At 45.4% G+C, this 18,159-nt stretch carries 15 protein-coding genes; 13 read left to right on the top strand and 2 right to left on the bottom strand.

What is annotated here, in order from left to right:
- Nucleotides 1-118: 118 nt before the first annotated feature.
- The gene (locus H6G17_RS25860) at nucleotides 119-529 is read left to right on the top strand and encodes a hypothetical protein (protein ID WP_192161446.1); all 411 of its coding nucleotides are present in this window, start codon (nucleotides 119-121) and stop codon (nucleotides 527-529) included.
- Here the strand turns inward: H6G17_RS25860 and H6G17_RS25855 are convergent.
- A complete protein-coding gene (locus H6G17_RS25855) occupies nucleotides 513-1,916 on the bottom strand; it encodes a HEAT repeat domain-containing protein (RefSeq protein ID WP_192161445.1) in 1,404 nt (467 codons plus the stop codon). The genes H6G17_RS25860 and H6G17_RS25855 overlap by 17 nt on opposite strands.
- 30 nt (nucleotides 1,917-1,946) lie before the next feature.
- On the opposite strand from H6G17_RS25855, the gene H6G17_RS34270 reads away from it, so the two are divergent.
- From H6G17_RS34270 to H6G17_RS34265, 12 genes are all read left to right on the top strand, one after another.
- The gene (locus H6G17_RS34270; RefSeq protein WP_277876086.1) at nucleotides 1,947-2,075 is read left to right on the top strand and encodes a hypothetical protein; all 129 of its coding nucleotides are present in this window, start codon (nucleotides 1,947-1,949) and stop codon (nucleotides 2,073-2,075) included.
- 571 nt (nucleotides 2,076-2,646) lie between these two features.
- Entirely contained in the window at nucleotides 2,647-4,263 is a 1,617-nt protein-coding gene (locus H6G17_RS25850) for a ferredoxin--nitrite reductase (protein ID WP_192161444.1), read from the top strand.
- Nucleotides 4,264-4,342: 79 nt separating this feature from the next.
- Nucleotides 4,343-5,677, top strand: a complete 1,335-nt coding sequence (locus tag H6G17_RS25845; protein ID WP_192161443.1) for a CmpA/NrtA family ABC transporter substrate-binding protein — start codon at nucleotides 4,343-4,345, stop codon at nucleotides 5,675-5,677.
- 113 nt (nucleotides 5,678-5,790) lie between these two features.
- Nucleotides 5,791-6,624, top strand: coding sequence for a nitrate ABC transporter permease (gene ntrB / locus H6G17_RS25840; RefSeq protein WP_192161442.1), 834 nt, complete (start codon nucleotides 5,791-5,793; stop codon nucleotides 6,622-6,624).
- Between the two features lie 136 nt (nucleotides 6,625-6,760).
- Nucleotides 6,761-8,761 (top strand): nitrate ABC transporter ATP-binding protein, encoded by a 2,001-nt coding sequence (locus tag H6G17_RS25835; protein WP_192161441.1) that lies wholly within the window; start codon nucleotides 6,761-6,763, stop codon nucleotides 8,759-8,761.
- A gap of 185 nt (nucleotides 8,762-8,946) precedes the next feature.
- Entirely contained in the window at nucleotides 8,947-9,783 is an 837-nt protein-coding gene (locus H6G17_RS25830; protein WP_192161440.1) for a nitrate ABC transporter ATP-binding protein, read from the top strand.
- A gap of 595 nt (nucleotides 9,784-10,378) precedes the next feature.
- On the top strand, nucleotides 10,379-11,887 hold the full coding sequence (locus H6G17_RS25825; RefSeq protein ID WP_192161439.1) for a NarK family nitrate/nitrite MFS transporter: 1,509 nt from the start codon (nucleotides 10,379-10,381) through the stop codon (nucleotides 11,885-11,887).
- A gap of 503 nt (nucleotides 11,888-12,390) precedes the next feature.
- Entirely contained in the window at nucleotides 12,391-14,607 is a 2,217-nt protein-coding gene (locus tag H6G17_RS25820; protein WP_192161438.1) for a nitrate reductase, read from the top strand.
- A 179-nt stretch (nucleotides 14,608-14,786) separates the two neighbouring features.
- Nucleotides 14,787-15,533 carry a sulfite exporter TauE/SafE family protein gene (locus H6G17_RS25815; RefSeq protein ID WP_192161437.1) on the top strand — a complete coding sequence of 249 codons (747 nt, stop codon included), beginning with the start codon at nucleotides 14,787-14,789 and terminating at the stop codon, nucleotides 15,531-15,533.
- Nucleotides 15,534-15,604: 71 nt separating this feature from the next.
- Nucleotides 15,605-16,126, top strand: a complete 522-nt coding sequence (locus tag H6G17_RS25810; RefSeq protein ID WP_015155576.1) for a photosystem I assembly protein Ycf3 — start codon at nucleotides 15,605-15,607, stop codon at nucleotides 16,124-16,126.
- Between the two features lie 119 nt (nucleotides 16,127-16,245).
- The gene (gatC, locus tag H6G17_RS25805; protein WP_192161436.1) at nucleotides 16,246-16,536 is read left to right on the top strand and encodes an Asp-tRNA(Asn)/Glu-tRNA(Gln) amidotransferase subunit GatC; all 291 of its coding nucleotides are present in this window, start codon (nucleotides 16,246-16,248) and stop codon (nucleotides 16,534-16,536) included.
- Between the two features lie 7 nt (nucleotides 16,537-16,543).
- Entirely contained in the window at nucleotides 16,544-16,666 is a 123-nt protein-coding gene (locus H6G17_RS34265; protein ID WP_277876085.1) for a hypothetical protein, read from the top strand.
- Here the strand turns inward: H6G17_RS34265 and H6G17_RS25800 are convergent.
- Nucleotides 16,638-18,065 carry a sodium/proline symporter gene (locus H6G17_RS25800; protein WP_192161435.1) on the bottom strand — a complete coding sequence of 476 codons (1,428 nt, stop codon included), beginning with the start codon at nucleotides 18,063-18,065 and terminating at the stop codon, nucleotides 16,638-16,640. The genes H6G17_RS34265 and H6G17_RS25800 overlap by 29 nt on opposite strands.
- Nucleotides 18,066-18,159 lie beyond the last annotated feature (94 nt).

Raw genomic sequence — 18,159 nt, 5'->3', positions numbered from 1 at the left:
AAAAATATTTCCATTGTAAAGTAAATAGTATCAAAAGCGTCGTATAAAAGCAAGTGACCTGCCTTCCAATCTAAGAAATTTTTATAATTAATTAAGAGTAATACCGATCGAGAAAAAAATGGAACGTGGGTTGATCTGGCTACCACTGCTAGGATTATTTATTTGGTTAACTTGGCAAGGAAGAAACGAATTTCAGAAAGTAGAAGCCTACCAAAATTGGGCAAAACAATTTGAAAAGTCAAAATACGATCTTTATGCGGTTTTGGGGCAGAATGGGAACGAATTAACTTGGGGCAAACCAACACGCACGGGACCCATTGACCTGAAAACTTTTTCTTTAGATCGGGTACAAGAAATTCACTTACTAGTAGAGGAAAAACCAGTAGCGTTGGAGACACCACCAACGAAAGGTAAAGCGATCGCGCTAGAATTTGTCATGCGAGATTCACACGATACCGTGCGAATTCCTTTTACAGAGATCCCGATTGCTGTAGAGTGGGGTAAATATTTACTTAAAAAGAAGAATTAAGATCCCATTCTCGCAAAGCGATCGCGACTCCCTGTTGTAGTTGCAGTGAAATGTTAGCATCAGCAGCTATTTGGGTTAATTGCTGATGGGCAGCAGTAGAATTTAACTGTTTGAGAGCAGCGATCGCGTGCAATTTGACGGCAAGCTCTGAGTCTGCTAGTAATTGAATCAGCGATGGAATTGCTTGCATTTCACCCAATTGACCTAACGACAAAGCGATCGCTTGCTTGAGTTTGGCGTGTTGTGCTGCTAAGCGATTGGTACGCAGCAATTCGAGTAAAATCTCTGCTGCTTGTGGCTTTAAACTTAACTGTTCGACTCGTCCTAAAGCATTAATTGTTTCTTGCCAAATTGCGATTGAAGTTATTTCCTCGAAAACTTGCCGTAAATATTCCAGACTGGCTGAGGTTTCAATTCTGCCTAGAGCTAAGACAATTTCTATCTGTAAAGCGCTCGGCGTATGGGGAGACTGCAAGACTCGGAACAAACCTGTTGCAGCTCGATCCGTTCCTAATCTACCCAAACCGTTTGCAGCAGCCAGACAAACATCTATGCTGAAGTCATACAATCTCAGCAACAAGAGATCGACTAAATTCAATTCTTCCCGCAAGTCGGGGCGAAAACTCAAGCCAGTAACGGCTTCTTTTCTCACTTTTGCCCCCAAATCGCTTAAAGTGTCAATTAAAATGGGCGGAATTTTAGGATCGTGAAAGCTACTCAAAGCTTCGATCGCGATCGCTCTAATTTCCACATCTGAGTCTCGAACAACGCTGAGTAGAGGCTCGATTGTTTCTTTGGTACGAATATAGGCAAGCGATCGCACGGCTAGCGCTCTGGTATTCTCTCTCTCTAACAACTTTGTAATTGCAGATACAGCATTCGAGCCAATTTCTGCTAAAGCTGCGGCTGCTATTCCCTGTTCTTCTAAATTTGATGATGTTTGCAACAACTCTACCAAAGCGGCGATCGCTTCTGGATCGTCAAAAGTTCCCAAACTCCGTATGGCAAACCAGCGCAATTCTTCATCCGCATCTTCATCTGCCAAAATTTCCAACAAAGATGCGATCGCCTCTCGTCCAAATTTAGGCAGTAACTTCGCCACATCCCACCGTTGATGAAAATCTCCCCAAGTCAAAATATCAATTGCCCATGTTAGGGGAGACGGTAGGGGCGCACTGCTGTGCGCCCGTACAGAGGAGTCGGGAGTCGGGGAGAAGAGAGCTGAGGAAGCTGAGGAAGCTGAGGGAGAAAATTCACTTCCGAATTCCGACTTCCGACTTCCAACTTCCGCCATAAGTTGCTGAAGGCATTGGAGTAGCAACGCCCAGTTAGAAGCAGCGTGGGCGAGTTGTGCCTGTTCTAACAAATTAGCAGTCTGTAAATTCACGGTTAAATTACTGCGATTTGAATTAGATGATTGTCAGTTATTAGGGAGCAGGGAAGAGAGCTGAGGGAACTGAGGGAGCAACTACCAATTACCCATTACCAATTACCCATTACCAACTACCAATTTCCCACACCCCGTTCGCCGATCGCTGACAACTGATAACTGATTTCAGTCTGACCTAATTGAGACATGCTACATCCGTCTTTGTACCGATTTCTATGTCATATCTGCATAGAAATGATGCAAAAAGTTCAATAAAAGCAATGATTTGTTACTTAAGTTACGAATTAGTAGGAAAAATCCGCGTAATTTAGTTTCTAAGAAGCAAACAACGCGAGTCGGCACTCGATCGAATTGCGATCCATCAAATATTCAGACTGCAAGGACTGGGGTTGTTGCTCAAATTCGGAGGGTTAATCGTACAGAAGGCGATCGCAAAGTATCGAATGTATCAAAAATACAGGGATGACTTTTCATATGATGCCATTTTAAAGCCATTTTAAAACAGCTGCGTGGTGTCTTGTCTGATTCCAACCTCAAACGAAAAGAAGGTGCGTCGCGAACGCCCATCATACCGATGAAAAGAAGATTTTGCCAAGGAAGACAACGGACAGCAGGTTGTAACAAAATCTGACAGATGACAGCAACTTAGAACTAGCGGAATTTTTGATTTTTTCAACATAAGTGCTGGTAGTGGCACGAAAATAGCAGATAACAGGGATAAAGCCATATGACGGACGCAGCAACCTCCAAGGCAAGTCTGAATAAATTTGAAAAATTTAAGGCAGAAAAAGATGGTCTTGCGGTTAAAACAGAGATCGAGCAATTTGCCTCTATTGGTTGGGAAGCAATGGATGAAACAGATCGCGACCATCGCCTTAAGTGGCTAGGCGTGTTCTTTCGTCCAGTCACTCCAGGTAAATTCATGATGCGGCTGCGGATGCCTAATGGCATTATCACCACCCATCAGATGCGAGTCCTGGGTGAAGTCCTGCAACGCTATGGCGATGACGGTAGCGCAGACATCACTACCAGACAGAATATTCAGCTGCGGGGCATTCGGATTGAAGACTTGCCAGAGATCTTTCAAAAGTTTGCTGCTGTGGGATTAACCAGCATCCAATCGGGGATGGATAACGTCCGTAACATTACTGGCGATCCGCTAGCAGGACTCGATACCGAAGAGTTATTTGACACGCGAGACTTAGTGAATCAAGTGCAAGACGCAATCACCAATTACGGTGAGGGAAACCCAGAATTCACCAACCTACCGCGAAAATTTAATATTGCCATTACTGGCGGTCGCGATAACTCCGTCCATGCAGAGATCAACGATTTGGCTTTCGTTCCTGCGTTTAAGGAAGGGAGTCGGGAGTCGGTAGGGGCGCACGGCTGTGCGCCCGTACAGGAGAGTCAGGAAAGAGAGTTTGGTTTTAATATTTTGGTGGGAGGTTTCTTTTCTGCCAAACGTTGTGAGGCGGCGGTTCCTCTCGATGCTTGGGTAGCACCAGAAGATGTGATTGCTGTATGCAGAGCAGTTTTGGAAGTCTATAGAGATAATGGACTGCGAGCCAATCGACAAAAAGCTCGCTTGATGTGGCTGATTGACGAGTGGGGGATGGAAAAATTCCGTCTAGCTATAGAAACCCGAATGGGCAAATCTTTGCGATCGGCAGCCGCTAAAGACGAAATTGACTGGGAAAAACGCGACCACATTGGAGTCTACCCTCAAAAACAGCCAGGACTAAACTACATCGGCTTACACGTTCCGATCGGGCGGCTCTACGCTCAAGATATGTTTGAAGTAGCGCGGTTAGCAGAAGTTTATGGTAGTGGTGAGATTCGCCTGACTGTAGAACAAAACATAATTATTCCCAACATTCCCGATTCGCGTCTCGGAACCTTCCTGGCGGAACCACTCTTACAACGCTTCTCTATAGAACCCGATCCGCTGACCCGAGGACTCGTATCATGTACGGGCGCTCAGTTCTGCAACTTTGCCTTGATTGAAACCAAAAATCGAGCGCTGGCAACAATTAAGGCGCTAGAGACAGAACTAACATTTACTCAACCAGTCCGCATTCACTGGACGGGATGCCCTAACTCCTGCGGACAACCCCAGGTAGCGGACATTGGACTGATGGGAACCAAAGTCCGTAAAGATGGCAAAGCTGTAGAAGGTGTTGATATCTACATGGGTGGCAAAGTCGGTAAGGATGCTCATTTAGGTAGCTGCATCACAAAGGGAATTCCCTGCGACGATTTGCAGCCAGTGTTACGCAATTTACTCATCGAGCATTTCGGCGCTAGACCGAGGCAAGAAGTTGCAATAGGGGTTAGAGGCTAGGCAAAGAAGTCAAAAGTCAAAATCTACCTCTCGCTAATTACCAATTACTCATTACCAATTACCAATTACCACTTCAAGAATGACCAAGTTTACAAGACGGCAATTCATCATTACTACAAGTGCGGCAGCAGCAGGTTCAGCTTTAGTTCACGGTTGCAGTTCAAGCAACACGGCAAGTAACAATACCTCTACTACGAATACTAGTTCGACAGCTAACGTTAGTCCCGTTGCCGACGCTCCCAAAGTAGAGACAACTACAGCAAAATTAGGCTTTATCGCCCTGACTGATTCTGCACCCTTGATTATTGCTGCGGAAAAGGGGCTTTTTGCCAAATACGGCATGACTGATGTGAAGGTGGAAAAGCAAGCCTCTTGGCCCGTCACCCGCGATAATTTAACACTAGGTTCTGGTGGTGGTGGGATTGATGGGGCACATATCCTTACGCCAATGCCTTACCTAATGAGCTTGGGAACGATTACTGAGGGTAAAAAGGTTCCCATGTACATTCTGGCAAGGTTGAATACCAACGGTCAGGCAATTTCTGTTGCTGAAACTTACAAGGAGTTAAAGGTAGCTAAGGAAAGCACGCCACTCAAGGAAGCCTTCGCTAAATCTAAAGCTGCTGGCAAAGATCTCAAAGTAGCTATGACCTTTCCTGGCGGGACACACGACTTATGGATTCGTTACTGGCTAGCGGCTGGTGGTGTTAATCCTGACTCTGATGTTTCGGTCGTCCCCGTTCCACCACCGCAAATGGTAGCCAACATGAAAGTGGGCAACATGGAAGCTTTCTGTGTCGGAGAACCTTGGAATGCCCAACTGGTAAACCAAAAGCGGGGTTATACAGCTTTGGTAACTGGAGAGTTGTGGAACGACCACCCAGAAAAAGCTTTTACAATGCGGGCTGACTGGGTAGATAAAAATCCCAATGCGGCGAAAGCATTATTGATGGCAGTACAAGAAGCCCAACAATGGTGCGAAAAAGCAGAAAACAAAGAGGAGATGGTAAACATTGTCTCCCAGCAGAAGTGGTTTAGAGTCCCAGCTAAAGATATTATCGAGCGAGCCAAGGGCAACATTGACTACGGCGACGGTCGTACAGAAGAAAACTATGCCTACAAAATGAAGTTCTGGGCAGACAATGCTTCTTATCCCTATAAGAGTCATGACTTGTGGTTTTTGACGGAAAACATTCGCTGGGGTTATATTCCGGCAAATACAGACACGAAGAAACTTGTAGACCAGGTAAACCGCGAAGATCTATGGAAAGAAGCTGCGAAAGCAATTGGCGTACCAGACGCAGAAATTCCTAAGAGTTCTTCCCGTGGTGTGGAAACTTTCTTTGATGGAGTCAAATTCGATCCGGCAAATCCCGCAGCATATTTAAAGAGTCTAAAGATTAAGAAAGTCTAGGAAGGGGCTAGGGGCTAGGGAAAGAAGAAATCCTGTAGAGACGTTACATGTAACGTCTCTACAATTCCCGACTTCCGCAATTCTTTATATAAACGTAGAAGCATAGGAGGAGCATGACCGCAACGCTAGAGAGTCGTTCGAGAAAAAGTTTACAGCAGAAAGCGATCGCCAAGTTTATCGCTAAAAAAGTGATTCCGCCCATCGTGGCGATCGCCATTTTTGCACTGATTTGGCAGTTACTTACCATGAGCGGCATCCTCGCTTTGCCTTCGCCACTCGCGGTAATTCAAGAAACATGGGACCCTTACATCATCAATCCCTTTTTTGATAATGGCGGGACGGATAAGGGATTAGCATTACAAATTTTGGCTAGTTTGGGACGGGTCGCAATCGGTTTTTCCCTCTCAGCTATTGTCGGAATTACTCTGGGAATTCTAATTGGCTCGAATGAATTTGTTTACAACGCTGTAGACCCAATTTTTCAAGTTCTTAGAACCGTTCCACCTTTGGCATGGTTACCTTTATCGTTGGCAGCATTACAACAATCCAATCCCTCCGCAATTTTTGTAATTTTCATTACAGCAATTTGGCCAATTCTCATCAACACGACAGTGGGCGTACAACAACTACCTCAAGATTATCGCAATGTTGCCAGAGTTCTCAAACTTAGGGGAAGCAAATATTTCTTTAAAATCCTGTTTCCTGCCACCGTGCCTTACATCTTTACAGGTTTGAGAATCGGGATCGGCTTATCTTGGTTAGCAATTGTTGCCGCAGAAATGTTAGTTGGTGGAGTCGGCATCGGCTTCTTTATCTGGGACGCTTATAACAGCTCTTTATTAAGTCAAATCATCATCGCACTGATTTATGTCGGTGTTGTCGGTCTGCTATTAGACAGAATCGTTGCTTTCATTGCTAGTAAAGTCGTTCCAGAAGAACAGAGATAGGTAATGGGTAATGGGAAAGTCGTAAGTCGTAAGTCGTAAGTGAAAAATAAGAAAGCCTTTTGCTTCTTGCCTAGCTATCCAATTACCAATTACCAACTACCAACTACCAGCTACCAATTACCAATTACCAACTACCATGTCAGTTTTTGTAGAAGTTGACCACGTTGATAGAATATTTTCATTGCCAAATGGTAGTACCTATACGGCACTGAAAAATATTGAATTAAAAATTAAACAGGGTGAGTTTATTTCTTTAGTCGGTCACTCTGGTTGCGGCAAATCAACGCTACTAAATATCATTGCTGGTCTAGACCGTGCCAGTCATGGCGGCGTAATCCTAGAAGGACGGCAGGTAAAAGAACCTGGACCCGATCGCATGGTGGTATTTCAAAACTACTCTCTACTGCCCTGGATGACAGTGTACGAGAATATCTCGCTGGCAGTTGATGAAGTTTACAAAAATCAAACCAAGGCAGAAAGACGATCGACTGTCGAACATCATATCGATTTAGTTGGCTTGCGTCACGCTAGAGATAAGCGTCCGGGCGAACTTTCTGGAGGCATGAAACAACGGGTGGCGATCGCTCGTGCTTTAGCAATTCGTCCGAAGTTGCTGCTACTCGACGAACCCTTTGGGGCGTTAGATGCTCTGACGCGAGGCGGTTTGCAAGAACAGTTGATGAAAATCTGCGAAGAAAGTCACGTTACCTGCGTGATGGTGACACACGACGTAGACGAAGCCTTATTGCTGAGCGATCGCATTGTCATGCTCACCAACGGTCCCGAAGCGCAAATCGGACAAATTCTGGATGTCAACATTCCCCGTCCCCGTCAGCGGATGGAAGTTGTCAATCATCCCAGCTACTACGCTATGCGTAACGAGCTGATTTACTTCCTCAACCAACAAAAGCGCATCAAGCAGCGCAAAGCAAAACAACACGTCGTCGTTGCTGGCAATGGCTTAGAAAAAGTCAATTTGGAAATCGGCTTTATCCCCCTTACCGACTGCGCCCCGTTAGTAGTCGCCAAAGAAAAAGGCTTCTTTGCTAAATACGGCTTAACCGATGTCACCCTCAGCCGCGAACCGAGTTGGAAGGAAATCGCTAAGGGTGTGGGTACGGGACGCTTAGACGCTGCCCAAATGGTTGCAGGAATGCCCTTAGCCATGACTTTAGGGGCGGGTGGTAAAACTCCTATTCCCATCGTCAGCGCCCTGACTCTTTCCCGTAACGGTAACGCGATTACGCTGAGCAAAAAGTTTTTCGAGCAAGGAGTCAGAACACTAGCTGACTTAAAAGCCGCGATCGCCTCCGACTCCGATACCGTCCACACCTTCGGTATGGTACACCCAGCCTCGATGCACAACTTGCTGCTGCGCTACTGGCTGGCGAGTGGTGGCATTCATCCCGATGAAGATGTCAGCTTAACTGTGATTCCGCCGCCGCAAATGGTAGCTAATCTCAGAGCTGGAAACATTGACGGTTATTGTGTTGGCGAACCTTGGAATTCCCGCGCCGTTTACGAAGAATTAGGATTTGTCGTTGCCACCGATTTAGATTTGTGGGCGGGACATCCAGAAAAAGTTTTAGGCGTGCGGGAAGAATGGGCAAACCAATATCCACAGACCCACGTTGCCCTAGTTAAAGCCTTATTAGAAGCTTGCGACTACTGCGACGATCGCCGCCATCGGGAAGAGATCCTCGAATTACTCTGCCGACCGGAATACGTCGGTTCCGATCCCGCCTACACCCGTCCTGGGTTCCTCGATCCCTACAATCGCGGTGACGGTTCCGCACCCCAACAACTACTGCATTTCAACCAATTTCACGTAGACAAAGCCAACTATCGCGATCGCACCGATTTGCTGTGGATCTTGACTCAACTCGCTCGCTGGGGACTGACTCCATTCCCGAAAAACTGGGTCGAAGTCCTCGATCGCGTCAGTCGTAACGATGTATTTGGCATTGCTGCCCGCGAATTAGGATTCATGGACATCGGACACGATCCGCAACCCATCAAACTATTTGACGGCAAAATTCTCTATCCCGATCGCCCGATTGACTACCTCAACAGTTTGGAAATCAAACACCAAATTCGCGTCGAAGAAATTGCGATCGATCCTATAGTCACTGTTTAAAAAAGGTAATGGGTAATGGGTATTACTAACCACCAACTACCAACTACCAACTACTCCTGTGTACGGGCGGGTTCACGCGAAATCTCCGATAGTAGTAAAAACTCTTGGTAAACCCGCCCTACTCCCGGCTCCCGTACGGGCGGGTTTCCAAACCCGCCCCTACAACTCCCTACTCCCTAAAAAACATGCAACTTAGAGAAACTCACCCTACAACCCACACCCTACAACCCACACCCCACACCCCTTTTTTAGTCATAGAGGATGTTTCCAAGGTATATCCTACGAAAAACGATCCTTACACAGTTTTAAAAGATATCAATTTCACTGCTTGCGAAGGTGAGTTTATCTGTCTGATCGGTCACTCTGGCTGTGGCAAGACTACTCTGCTAAACATGGTGGCAGGATTTAACAAACCTACTACAGGGGAAGTCAGACTGCAAAACGATCGCGTCACCGAACCAGGACCGGAACGGATGATGGTGTTTCAAAATTACTCCCTGCTGCCTTGGATGACGGCGTTTGATAACGTTTATCTATCCATTGATGCCGTCCATCCCAATATGCCTGTGGCACAGAAAAAAGCGATCGCGCTTGAGCATTTAGCAATGGTAGGACTGACGGAAGCTGCCGATAAAAAGCCGCGTCAGCTATCTGGTGGGATGAAACAACGAGTGGCGATCGCCCGTGCTTTAGCTATTCGTCCCCAAATCCTGATTCTCGACGAACCTTTCGGGGCGCTGGATGCCATTACCAAAGAGGAACTCCAAGAAGAATTGCTAACAATTTGGCGAGAACACCGCGTCACCGTGCTGATGATCACGCATGACATTGACGAAGCCCTATTTTTATCCGACCGAACGATCTTGATGACTAACGGTCCTTCGGCAACGATTGGCGAAGTTGTGGAGATTCCCTTCCCTCGTCCGCGCCAACGCGCTCGTATCATTGAAGATCCCCGTTACTACGAACTGCGCAACCACATCCTCGACTTCTTGTATCATCGTCACGCCCATGTGGAGTAGGAGTGAGGAGTGAGGAGCGAGGGGTGAGCGGTGTGGGAAGTGTGGGGAACGTGGGAGAACACAAGGGAGAATTTTTTCTTCTCGCTCTCCCCCAGCTCTCTTTTCCCTACTCCCTGCTCGCTACTCTCTGTTTCTACTGATAATTGAAAATAGCGATCGCTCAGACATTTAGGCGATCGCTATTTTTTTGCAATCTGTCTTTGGGTGGTAAATATGCATGAAAATGCATGAGCGCTATGCGTTTATTTCATGATTAATGGAATTCCGTTACAAAATATACGAAACTTCTGGCTTTAGTAATCCAATCTAGAGTAGTAACCAGTATTGAAAGTGCCATTAAAAATTCCGACACGATCGCTTGTCTATCAGTGTTATGGATGTAACTTGTGCAAATAAAAAGTCAAGCTAGCAAATGTTTACGGTATGGTTCGTCAATATTTTTCGACACTGATAGAACTTTTTCAAACTGGTAAAAGATCCCCTAATTCAGACTCATAGAATCCAGTAGCTCTTACAACACTCTTGAGGCAATTCACAGAATTGCTAACAGCACAACTTTTGCAATTCCTCTTCTTTTGACTTAGGAAGTCATCTCATGCTCAAAGGCTTAATTTCATTCCAGGGTCGTTATCGCATCTTACATCAAACGTGGTTTGCTTTCTTTTTAACTTTCGTTTGTTGGTTTAACTTTGCACCCTTTGCCGGATTAATTCAGAAAGAACTTCATTTAAGCGATCCGCAAAAAACAACTCTCCTCATCTGCAACGTAGCACTGACAATTCCAGCCCGTATTATTATCGGTATGCTGCTGGATCGGTTTGGTCCAAGAATTACCTACTCTTTTCTGTTGATGTTTGCTGTAGTTCCTTGTATGGCAACAGCGATGTCTCACGATTTCAACCAATTGGTGTGGAGTCGTTTGTTGATGGGGATTGTCGGTTCTGGATTTGTCATCGGCATTCGCATGGTGTCTGAGTGGTTCCCGCCCAAGGATATTGGTATTGCTCAAGGTGTCTATGGCGGCTGGGGTAACTTTGGGGCTTTTGGTGCTGAATTTGCTCTCCCAATTCTTGCAGTAGCTACAGGCGTTTTCGCAGGTGGTGCATCTAACTGGCGTTTGGCAGTTGCCTTTACAGGTATTGTTGCTGCAATTTACGGTGTTATCTATTTCAATACAGTCCAAGATACTCCTAGCGGTAAAGTTTACAAGCGTCCTAAGAAAAATGGCGCGATGGAAGTCACCAGCAAAGGCAGTTTTTATGCCATGCTGCTGTCAAATTTCGGTCTGATTTTCGCTCTTGGTTTATTAGCTTGGCGTTTGGCTCAACCTAAAATTCACTTCCTCAGCCAAAGCCAAATGTATATTGCTTGGATGGGACTATTAGTGTTGTATGCTTACCAAACTTATCAAGGTTGGCGCGTCAACAAAGAGTTACTAACTGGACAAAAAATTTACCCTGCATCCGAACGCTATCAATTTCGTCAAGTTGCTTTACTCGAATTCACTTACGTCACTAATTTTGGTTCGGAATTGGCAGCAGTTTCTATGCTACCAATCTTCTTTGAAACAACCTTTGGATTAGATCATCACATGGCAAGTATCATTGCCTCATCCTATCCATTCTTAAACTTAGTTTCTCGTCCTAGTGGTGGTTTAATTTCTGATAAATTAGGTTCGCGCAAATGGACGATGACAGTTATTTCGGTTGGAATTGGGATTAGCTACTTACTCGCTTACGAAATTAATGGCAGCTGGGCTTTACCACTAGCGATCGCTGTGACAATGCTCTCTGCTTACTTTGCCCAAGCTGGTTGTGGTGCAACTTACGGAATCGTACCTCTGATTAAAAAAGAAATTACCGGACAAATTTCTGGTAATGTCGGAGCATATGGTAACTTTGGTGGGGTGATTTATTTAACTGTACTCAGCTTAACGAATGCCCGTACTTTGTTTGCCACAATGGGAATTGCTGCTCTAGTTTGTGCTAGTTTATGCGCCTTCTTCTTGAAGGAACCAAAAGGCTCTTTTGCTGAAGATTACGAAACTACCACAGCAGAACAATCGCTACCAAGTAGTTCTATGTTGGCAGAAGAATTAGAATAAAATCTTTTGTTGCATTCCATTTAGCTAATCTTTATTCAGGGTAACGTAGGTAAATTCTTAAACTGCGTTATCCTAGTTTTCTATTATTAGCACCCAACAACACTTATAAAAGAAAGTTATCAGTTCCCAACTACCAATTACCAATCACAGCGATTGCCAAAAGTTTTTTTAAATACTATATTTGTTTACCTCTCTCTATGGTTATAATTTTGACTAGAACTAACTGAGGTAAATAGTACATCTGAATATCAAAATTAAATAGGATCTGTTCGAGTTATTTCGATTTTGATTATGTCAGAACTTTTAGACAATTTTACTCTTAAAAACGGTATTTGTGTAACATTTTCTACAGACTAAAATTCTGAACGTAGGTAGGTTATCTGGTAATGTAGAATCGTGGTTTAAAGTGGTGAAAAACTGTCAAATTTACTGAAATATCTTCTTCTAAATTCTCCAACTTTAAATCTGTAGCCCATTAACGAAAAAATTGCGGTAACACTGTCATGACTGACTCCACCAAAACCCTATGTCCTTATTGTGGTGTCGGCTGCGGCTTAGAAGTCTCACCCCCAGCCGCTGCTGGCAAAGCGACCAATCGAGACAGTCAAGGGAATCCAGTCTGGAAAGTGAGAGGGGACAAAGCCCATCCTTCCAGTCAAGGAATGGTGTGCGTCAAAGGCGCGACAATAGCAGAAGCGATCGCCAAAAGCCGCTTACGCTATCCAATGGTGAGAGACTCGCTCAATGAAGAGTTCCGCCAGGTAAGCTGGGAAGAAGCACTAGAAAAAATTGTCAATCGCATTCAAACAGTTCGCCTGACTCAAGGGGCTGACGCAATTTGCATGTATGGTTCCGGTCAGTTTCAGACCGAAGACTATTACATCGCGCAAAAACTCATGAAGGGGTGTTTAGGGACGAATAACTTTGATGCCAATTCTCGCCTGTGCATGTCGTCAGCGGTATCTGGTTACATACAAAGTTTTGGTGCTGACGGTCCTCCCTGTTGCTACGAGGATTTGGAACAAACCGATTGCGTTTTTTTAATCGGTACGAACACTGCTGAGTGTCATCCAATTATTTTCAACCGCCTCAACAAATACTGCAAGCAGAACCGCAACGTCAAAATGGTAGTCGTCGATCCCCGTTACACAACTACGGCGGAAGCTGCTGACTTGCATCTGGCAATTCATCCTGGTACAGATATCGACCTACTTAACGGGATCGCCCATTTGTTAATGCGTTGGGGCTGTATCGACTTAGATTTTATTGAAGATTGTACGAGTAACTTTCCTGCTTATGCAGAGGTAATTCAAGATTACACCCCAGAGATGGTGGCGCAAAAATGCGGAATCTCTGCTGCCGATTTAGAGACGGCGGCGCGATACTGGAAAGAATCGAAGCGCGTCCTATCTATGTGGTCGATGGGCGTAAACCAGTCTTCAGAAGGTACGGCAAAGGTCAGAACCATTATCAACTTGCACCTCATGACAGGGCAAATTGGCAAGCCTGGTGCGGGTCCATTTTCTCTGACAGGACAACCAAATGCAATGGGTGGACGAGAAGCAGGAGGATTGGCACATTTGCTTCCAGGCTACCGCAGCGTGAAAAATCCACAACACCGCGCCGAGTTAGAGGAAATTTGGGGCGTGCCATCTGGCACTATTTCACCCTACATGGGTCGCACTGCTTGGGAAATGATTACAGGATTAGAGTCAGAGGAAGTCGGCGTATTGTGGATTGCAGCAACTAACCCAGCTGTCAGTATGCCGGATTTGGAAAGGACGAAAGCAGCACTGTTGCGATCGCCTTTTACAATTTACCAAGATGCCTACTATCCTACCGAAACTGCTGCCTACGCCCACGTCTTACTTCCCGCCGCCCAGTGGAGTGAAAAAACAGGCGTAATGACAAATTCCGAACGGCGCGTGACTCTGTGTAGTGCCTTTCGTCAGCCACCAGGAGAAGCTAAAGCCGATTGGGAGATCTTCGCCGAAGTTGGCAGAAGGTTGGGCTTTACCGAACAGTTCGCTTTTTCTGCTGCTACCCAAGTCTACGCTGAATTTACCAAAATTACCCGCGATCGCCCTTGCGACATGTCAGGCTTGAGTCACGAACGCCTCCGCGCTGAAGGACCGCAGCAGTGGCCCTGTCCCGAATCTGAGTTAGGTAAATCAGATCGTCACGAAAAAGCCAAACGGTTGTATACAGATTTTAAATTTCATACCCCTGACGGAAGGGCGAAGTTCGCTGCATATCACTCACGGGGACTGGCAGAACCACCCGATCCGAAATATCCTTATGTCCTGACAAACGGACGATTATACGGACATTGGCACACTCAAACTCGCACGGGCAGAATTGACAAAATTCAACAAATGCATCCCAACCCGTTTATCGAAATTCATCCCCGCGATGCTGCGAATTTGAAAATTAACAATGATGACTGGGTAGAAGTGCGATCGCGACGTGGCAAAGCCAAATTTCCTGCTAAAGTAACAAAAGCGATCGCTCCTGGTACGGTGTTTGTTCCGATGCACTGGGGGGCATTGTGGGCAGAACAAGCTGAAGCAAATGCCCTCACCCATCCCGAAGCCTGTCCTGACTCGGGACAACCAGAACTAAAGGCTTGTGCGGTACAACTCGTACCCCTCAGCAGCAGTCTGTTTTCTGCTCAAGAAGTAGAGCAATACAACCCTGCTCCCTCGCCTATTTCTGTGTGACCGCAACAATTCACAATTCACAATTCACAATTTTAGAGGGTACAACCCTCTAACAAATGTCTGTGCCTCCCTCTGGCTCAAGCAACGTCAAGAGTGCAAATTCTGGTAGCAACGGATGCACGTAAGGAGGTAAAGTAAATATTTAAGAATATAAAGATTTATTAAAAGCGATCGCCTATATGACGGTTTTCCTGTTGGCAATGTCGAGCTTTGTTGCTTGGGTTATTAGTAGCTTAGCTGGTGGGGGAAGTCCGTTTATTATTATTCCGATGGTAAACTTCCTGCTGGAAACGCCAGCTATTCCGCCAGTTGTGACCACAGGAATGTTATTGGGGAACTTGCAGCGAGTTTTTGTTTTTTGGCGAGACATAGATTGGCGGCTAACTTGGTGGTATTTGCCTGGTGCAGTGTCGGGGGCGATTTTGGGTGCGATCGCATTTACTCAAACCCATCTAGAGTGGATACAAACTCTGCTAGGGCTATTTTTAGTAAGTTCTGCTTGTAGTTTGTTTGTAGGCGAAAGAAAACCAACTTTTCAAGTCTCGGGTTGGGTTTTCTTACCTGCTGGGTTTATTCACGCTTTTCTCTCAGGCTTACTCGGCAGTATTGGTCCAATCTTAAATCCATTGTATTTAAATTACGGTTTATTTAAAGAAAAAATGATCGGCACGAAATCCGCCCACGTTTTAGTAGTACATATAGCCAAAATATGTACCTATGCTAGCTTGGGAGCATTTACACAATCGTATCTTTGGTATGGATTAGTCATTGGGATGGCAGCAATTCCGGCGAACTGGGTAGGACAGCAAATTTTACAGAAAATGAGTGACGAGCAGTTTCACAAGTTTGTAACTGTACTGATAACTATTAGCGGTTTATCAATGTTGTGGAATCAAAGAAAATTTTTTGCTATTTTGTTGCAATGAGATTAAGACTGCCGCACTCACGTTAAGATAGATCGCAAAAGTGATACACCAAACGGTAGCTCGGACTCGATATGCCAAGAAGCCAGCGTAATGACAACTTTGTAGATAAAACATTTACCGTCATGGCAGATATCATTCTGAAGATTCTGCCTACCAATAAAAAAGCTAAAGAAGCTTTTGTCTATTACCGCGATGGTATGTCTGCTCAGGGGGCTGGAGAGTATGCCGAAGCTTTAGACAACTACAGACAGGCTTTGGAACTAGAGGAAGATCCCTACGATCGCAGCTACGTTCTCTACAACATGGGATTAATTTATACAAATAATGGCGAACACGAGATAGCTTTGGAGTACTACGAAAAAGCACTCGAATGTTACCCCAACATGACGCAAGCCTTGAATAACATGGCTGTCATCTATCACTTCCAAGGGGAAAAAGCCAAAGAAGAAGGAGATAGCGATCGCGCCGATAGTTTATTCGATCTCGCTGCTGACTACTGGAAACGCGCTATCCAAATAGATCCCAACAACTATCTCGAAGCACAAAACTGGCTCAAAACCACCGGACGTTTATCAAAAGATATTTATTTTTAATGGTAATAGGTAAGTTGTAAATCGTAAGTCATAAGTCGTGAGCTGGGTTTTTTCTCCCTCAGCTCAAGAGCAGCTCTCTTCCCCCTGCTCCCTGCTCCCTGCTATACCAATTACCATCCATGCTTGACAAAGAACAAGTCCATAAAGTTGCCCATCTCGCACGCCTAGCACTCACTCCCGAAGAGGAGGAACAATTTACCACTCAATTGAGTAGCATTCTAGATTATTTCGAGCAGTTGAGCGAACTTGACGTAACTGACGTACCTCCAACCATGCGGGCAATTGATGCTAGTAACATCACCCGTGCGGATAAACTAGAACCATATGGCGATCGCGATGCTATACTCGAAAGCGCCCCAGAACAGGATGGGGAATTTTTCAAAGTTCCTAAGATTCTCAACGAAGTGTAGAAAGTGAGTGGCTGGTGGCTGGTGGCTAGATATTTTTCTGGTCACTATTCCCGACTCCCGACTCTGCACGGGCGCACAGCAGTGCGCCCCTACCGACTCCCCTATCTACGCTGCTGGGATACTGATTTAGAAGCCAGCAATCGCGCTATGACATAGACTAAGCTACCTGCAATCATCCCTGGTAGGACTTCGTAAACTACAGAAGATAACTTAAATACCAGGTTCCAACTAATAGCGGTGATAATTCCGACAGCCATCATTAATAGTGCTACAGGCGTACTGACGGGCAATTGCCCAACTCGCAATAGTAACAGTGGACCTAAACCCGAAGCTAAAGCCGACCAAGAAAATGTAATTAAGAGAAACACATTATCATCGCCTACTAAAGCAATACTCAAAACGATCGCGGTGACAGTTAAAGTGCCTAACTTGACAATTCGATAGGAATTAGCAAATTGAGGCGCGATGTCTTGAGTCAACGCCGCCGAACAGCAGAGAATCTGAGAATCGGCAGTAGACATAGTAGCAGCAAAAACTCCGGCTAGCATCAGTCCGACAAAGCCTGCGGGTAGCAATTCTTCTGCTAAATACGGCAATGCTAACTCAGGATCGCCACCTGATATCAAGTCGGGTAACAAAACCCGTGCTGCTAAGCCGATGGTAATGGAAGAAAAAGATGTGGTTAAACTAGCAATAGTTTTGATATTCAGCGCCCTATTGACATTATCGGGCGAGTCAATTGCCATTGCTCGGACTAAGATATGCGGTTGACCGACTACACCAAATCCAGCCACAATCCAACCAATAAAAAAGGGCAAAAAGCCCAACGGTAGATTAGATGGACTCAAATTAATTAGCTTTGCATCAATCGCGCCCAATCTTGTCCAAAGTTGCCCAAATCCACCACAGTCGGTAATTGCTACGGATAGTAGTAGCAGCAACGAACCAATCATAATGATTCCTTGGACTGCATCCGTCCAAATCTCCGCTCGTACGCCACCAGAAAAACAGTAGATAATGACGATTGCGGCTCCGAGGATAATTCCTAGACGATAATCCCAGCCGAAGACGACATTCAGTGCTTTGCTACCTGCTACGAGTTGCGATGCTGCATACGCACCAAGAAAAGCAACAATAATTATACCTGAGACAATCGAGATCCAACGAGCGCCGGAAGTGTTTTGCGCTAGGAAATCAGAAACAGTATCCGATGCTGTTTCTTCAGATCTTTTTCTTAAACGTTTGAAAAATAAGAACCAAGCGAGATAGTCTCCTATTGCCCAACCAATAACTAACCAAATAGCAGAAATTCCGGCTGTGTAGGCAAAGCCAACTTGACCGAGAAATAATAAACCACTCTGACCCGTTGACATGGCGGAAAGCGCCGTCAGCCAAGGACTTACCCCGCGACTAGCGAGAATGTAGTCAGCGGTTGTATTTTTCTTATGAGTTGACGAGTAGATGCCAACGCCAATAATTAGAGCTAGAAAAACAATGAAAGTAGCTGCAATAAATATGCGATCGCTCATAGATTTATCAGTTATCAGTTATCAGTTATCGTAGGGGCGGGTATGAAGCGCAGATTTACTTGCTGAGGCGGTTACTCTATTTGCTAAATCCGCC

Source organism: Chroococcidiopsis sp. [FACHB-1243] (assembly GCF_014696895.1).
GTDB lineage: Bacteria > Cyanobacteriota > Cyanobacteriia > Cyanobacteriales > Chroococcidiopsidaceae > Chroococcidiopsis.
Note: the sequence above shows the minus strand (reverse complement) of the source record. Positions and strands in the feature narration are given on the sequence as shown.

Excerpts from the sequence above, each read along its gene's own strand:
- H6G17_RS25860 (WP_192161446.1), top strand. The coding sequence starts at position 119 with ATGGAACGTGGGTTGATCTGGCTACCACTGCTAGGATTATTTATTTGG.
- H6G17_RS25850 (WP_192161444.1), top strand. The coding sequence starts at position 2,647 with ATGACGGACGCAGCAACCTCCAAGGCAAGTCTGAATAAATTTGAAAAA.
- H6G17_RS25845 (WP_192161443.1), top strand. The coding sequence starts at position 4,343 with ATGACCAAGTTTACAAGACGGCAATTCATCATTACTACAAGTGCGGCA.
- ntrB (WP_192161442.1), top strand. The coding sequence starts at position 5,791 with ATGACCGCAACGCTAGAGAGTCGTTCGAGAAAAAGTTTACAGCAGAAA.
- H6G17_RS25835 (WP_192161441.1), top strand. The coding sequence starts at position 6,761 with ATGTCAGTTTTTGTAGAAGTTGACCACGTTGATAGAATATTTTCATTG.
- H6G17_RS25830 (WP_192161440.1), top strand. The coding sequence starts at position 8,947 with ATGCAACTTAGAGAAACTCACCCTACAACCCACACCCTACAACCCACA.
- H6G17_RS25825 (WP_192161439.1), top strand. The coding sequence starts at position 10,379 with ATGCTCAAAGGCTTAATTTCATTCCAGGGTCGTTATCGCATCTTACAT.
- H6G17_RS25820 (WP_192161438.1), top strand. The coding sequence starts at position 12,391 with ATGACTGACTCCACCAAAACCCTATGTCCTTATTGTGGTGTCGGCTGC.
- H6G17_RS25815 (WP_192161437.1), top strand. The coding sequence starts at position 14,787 with ATGACGGTTTTCCTGTTGGCAATGTCGAGCTTTGTTGCTTGGGTTATT.
- H6G17_RS25810 (WP_015155576.1), top strand. The coding sequence starts at position 15,605 with ATGCCAAGAAGCCAGCGTAATGACAACTTTGTAGATAAAACATTTACC.
- gatC (WP_192161436.1), top strand. The coding sequence starts at position 16,246 with ATGCTTGACAAAGAACAAGTCCATAAAGTTGCCCATCTCGCACGCCTA.
- H6G17_RS25800 (WP_192161435.1), bottom strand. The coding sequence starts at position 18,065 with ATGAGCGATCGCATATTTATTGCAGCTACTTTCATTGTTTTTCTAGCT.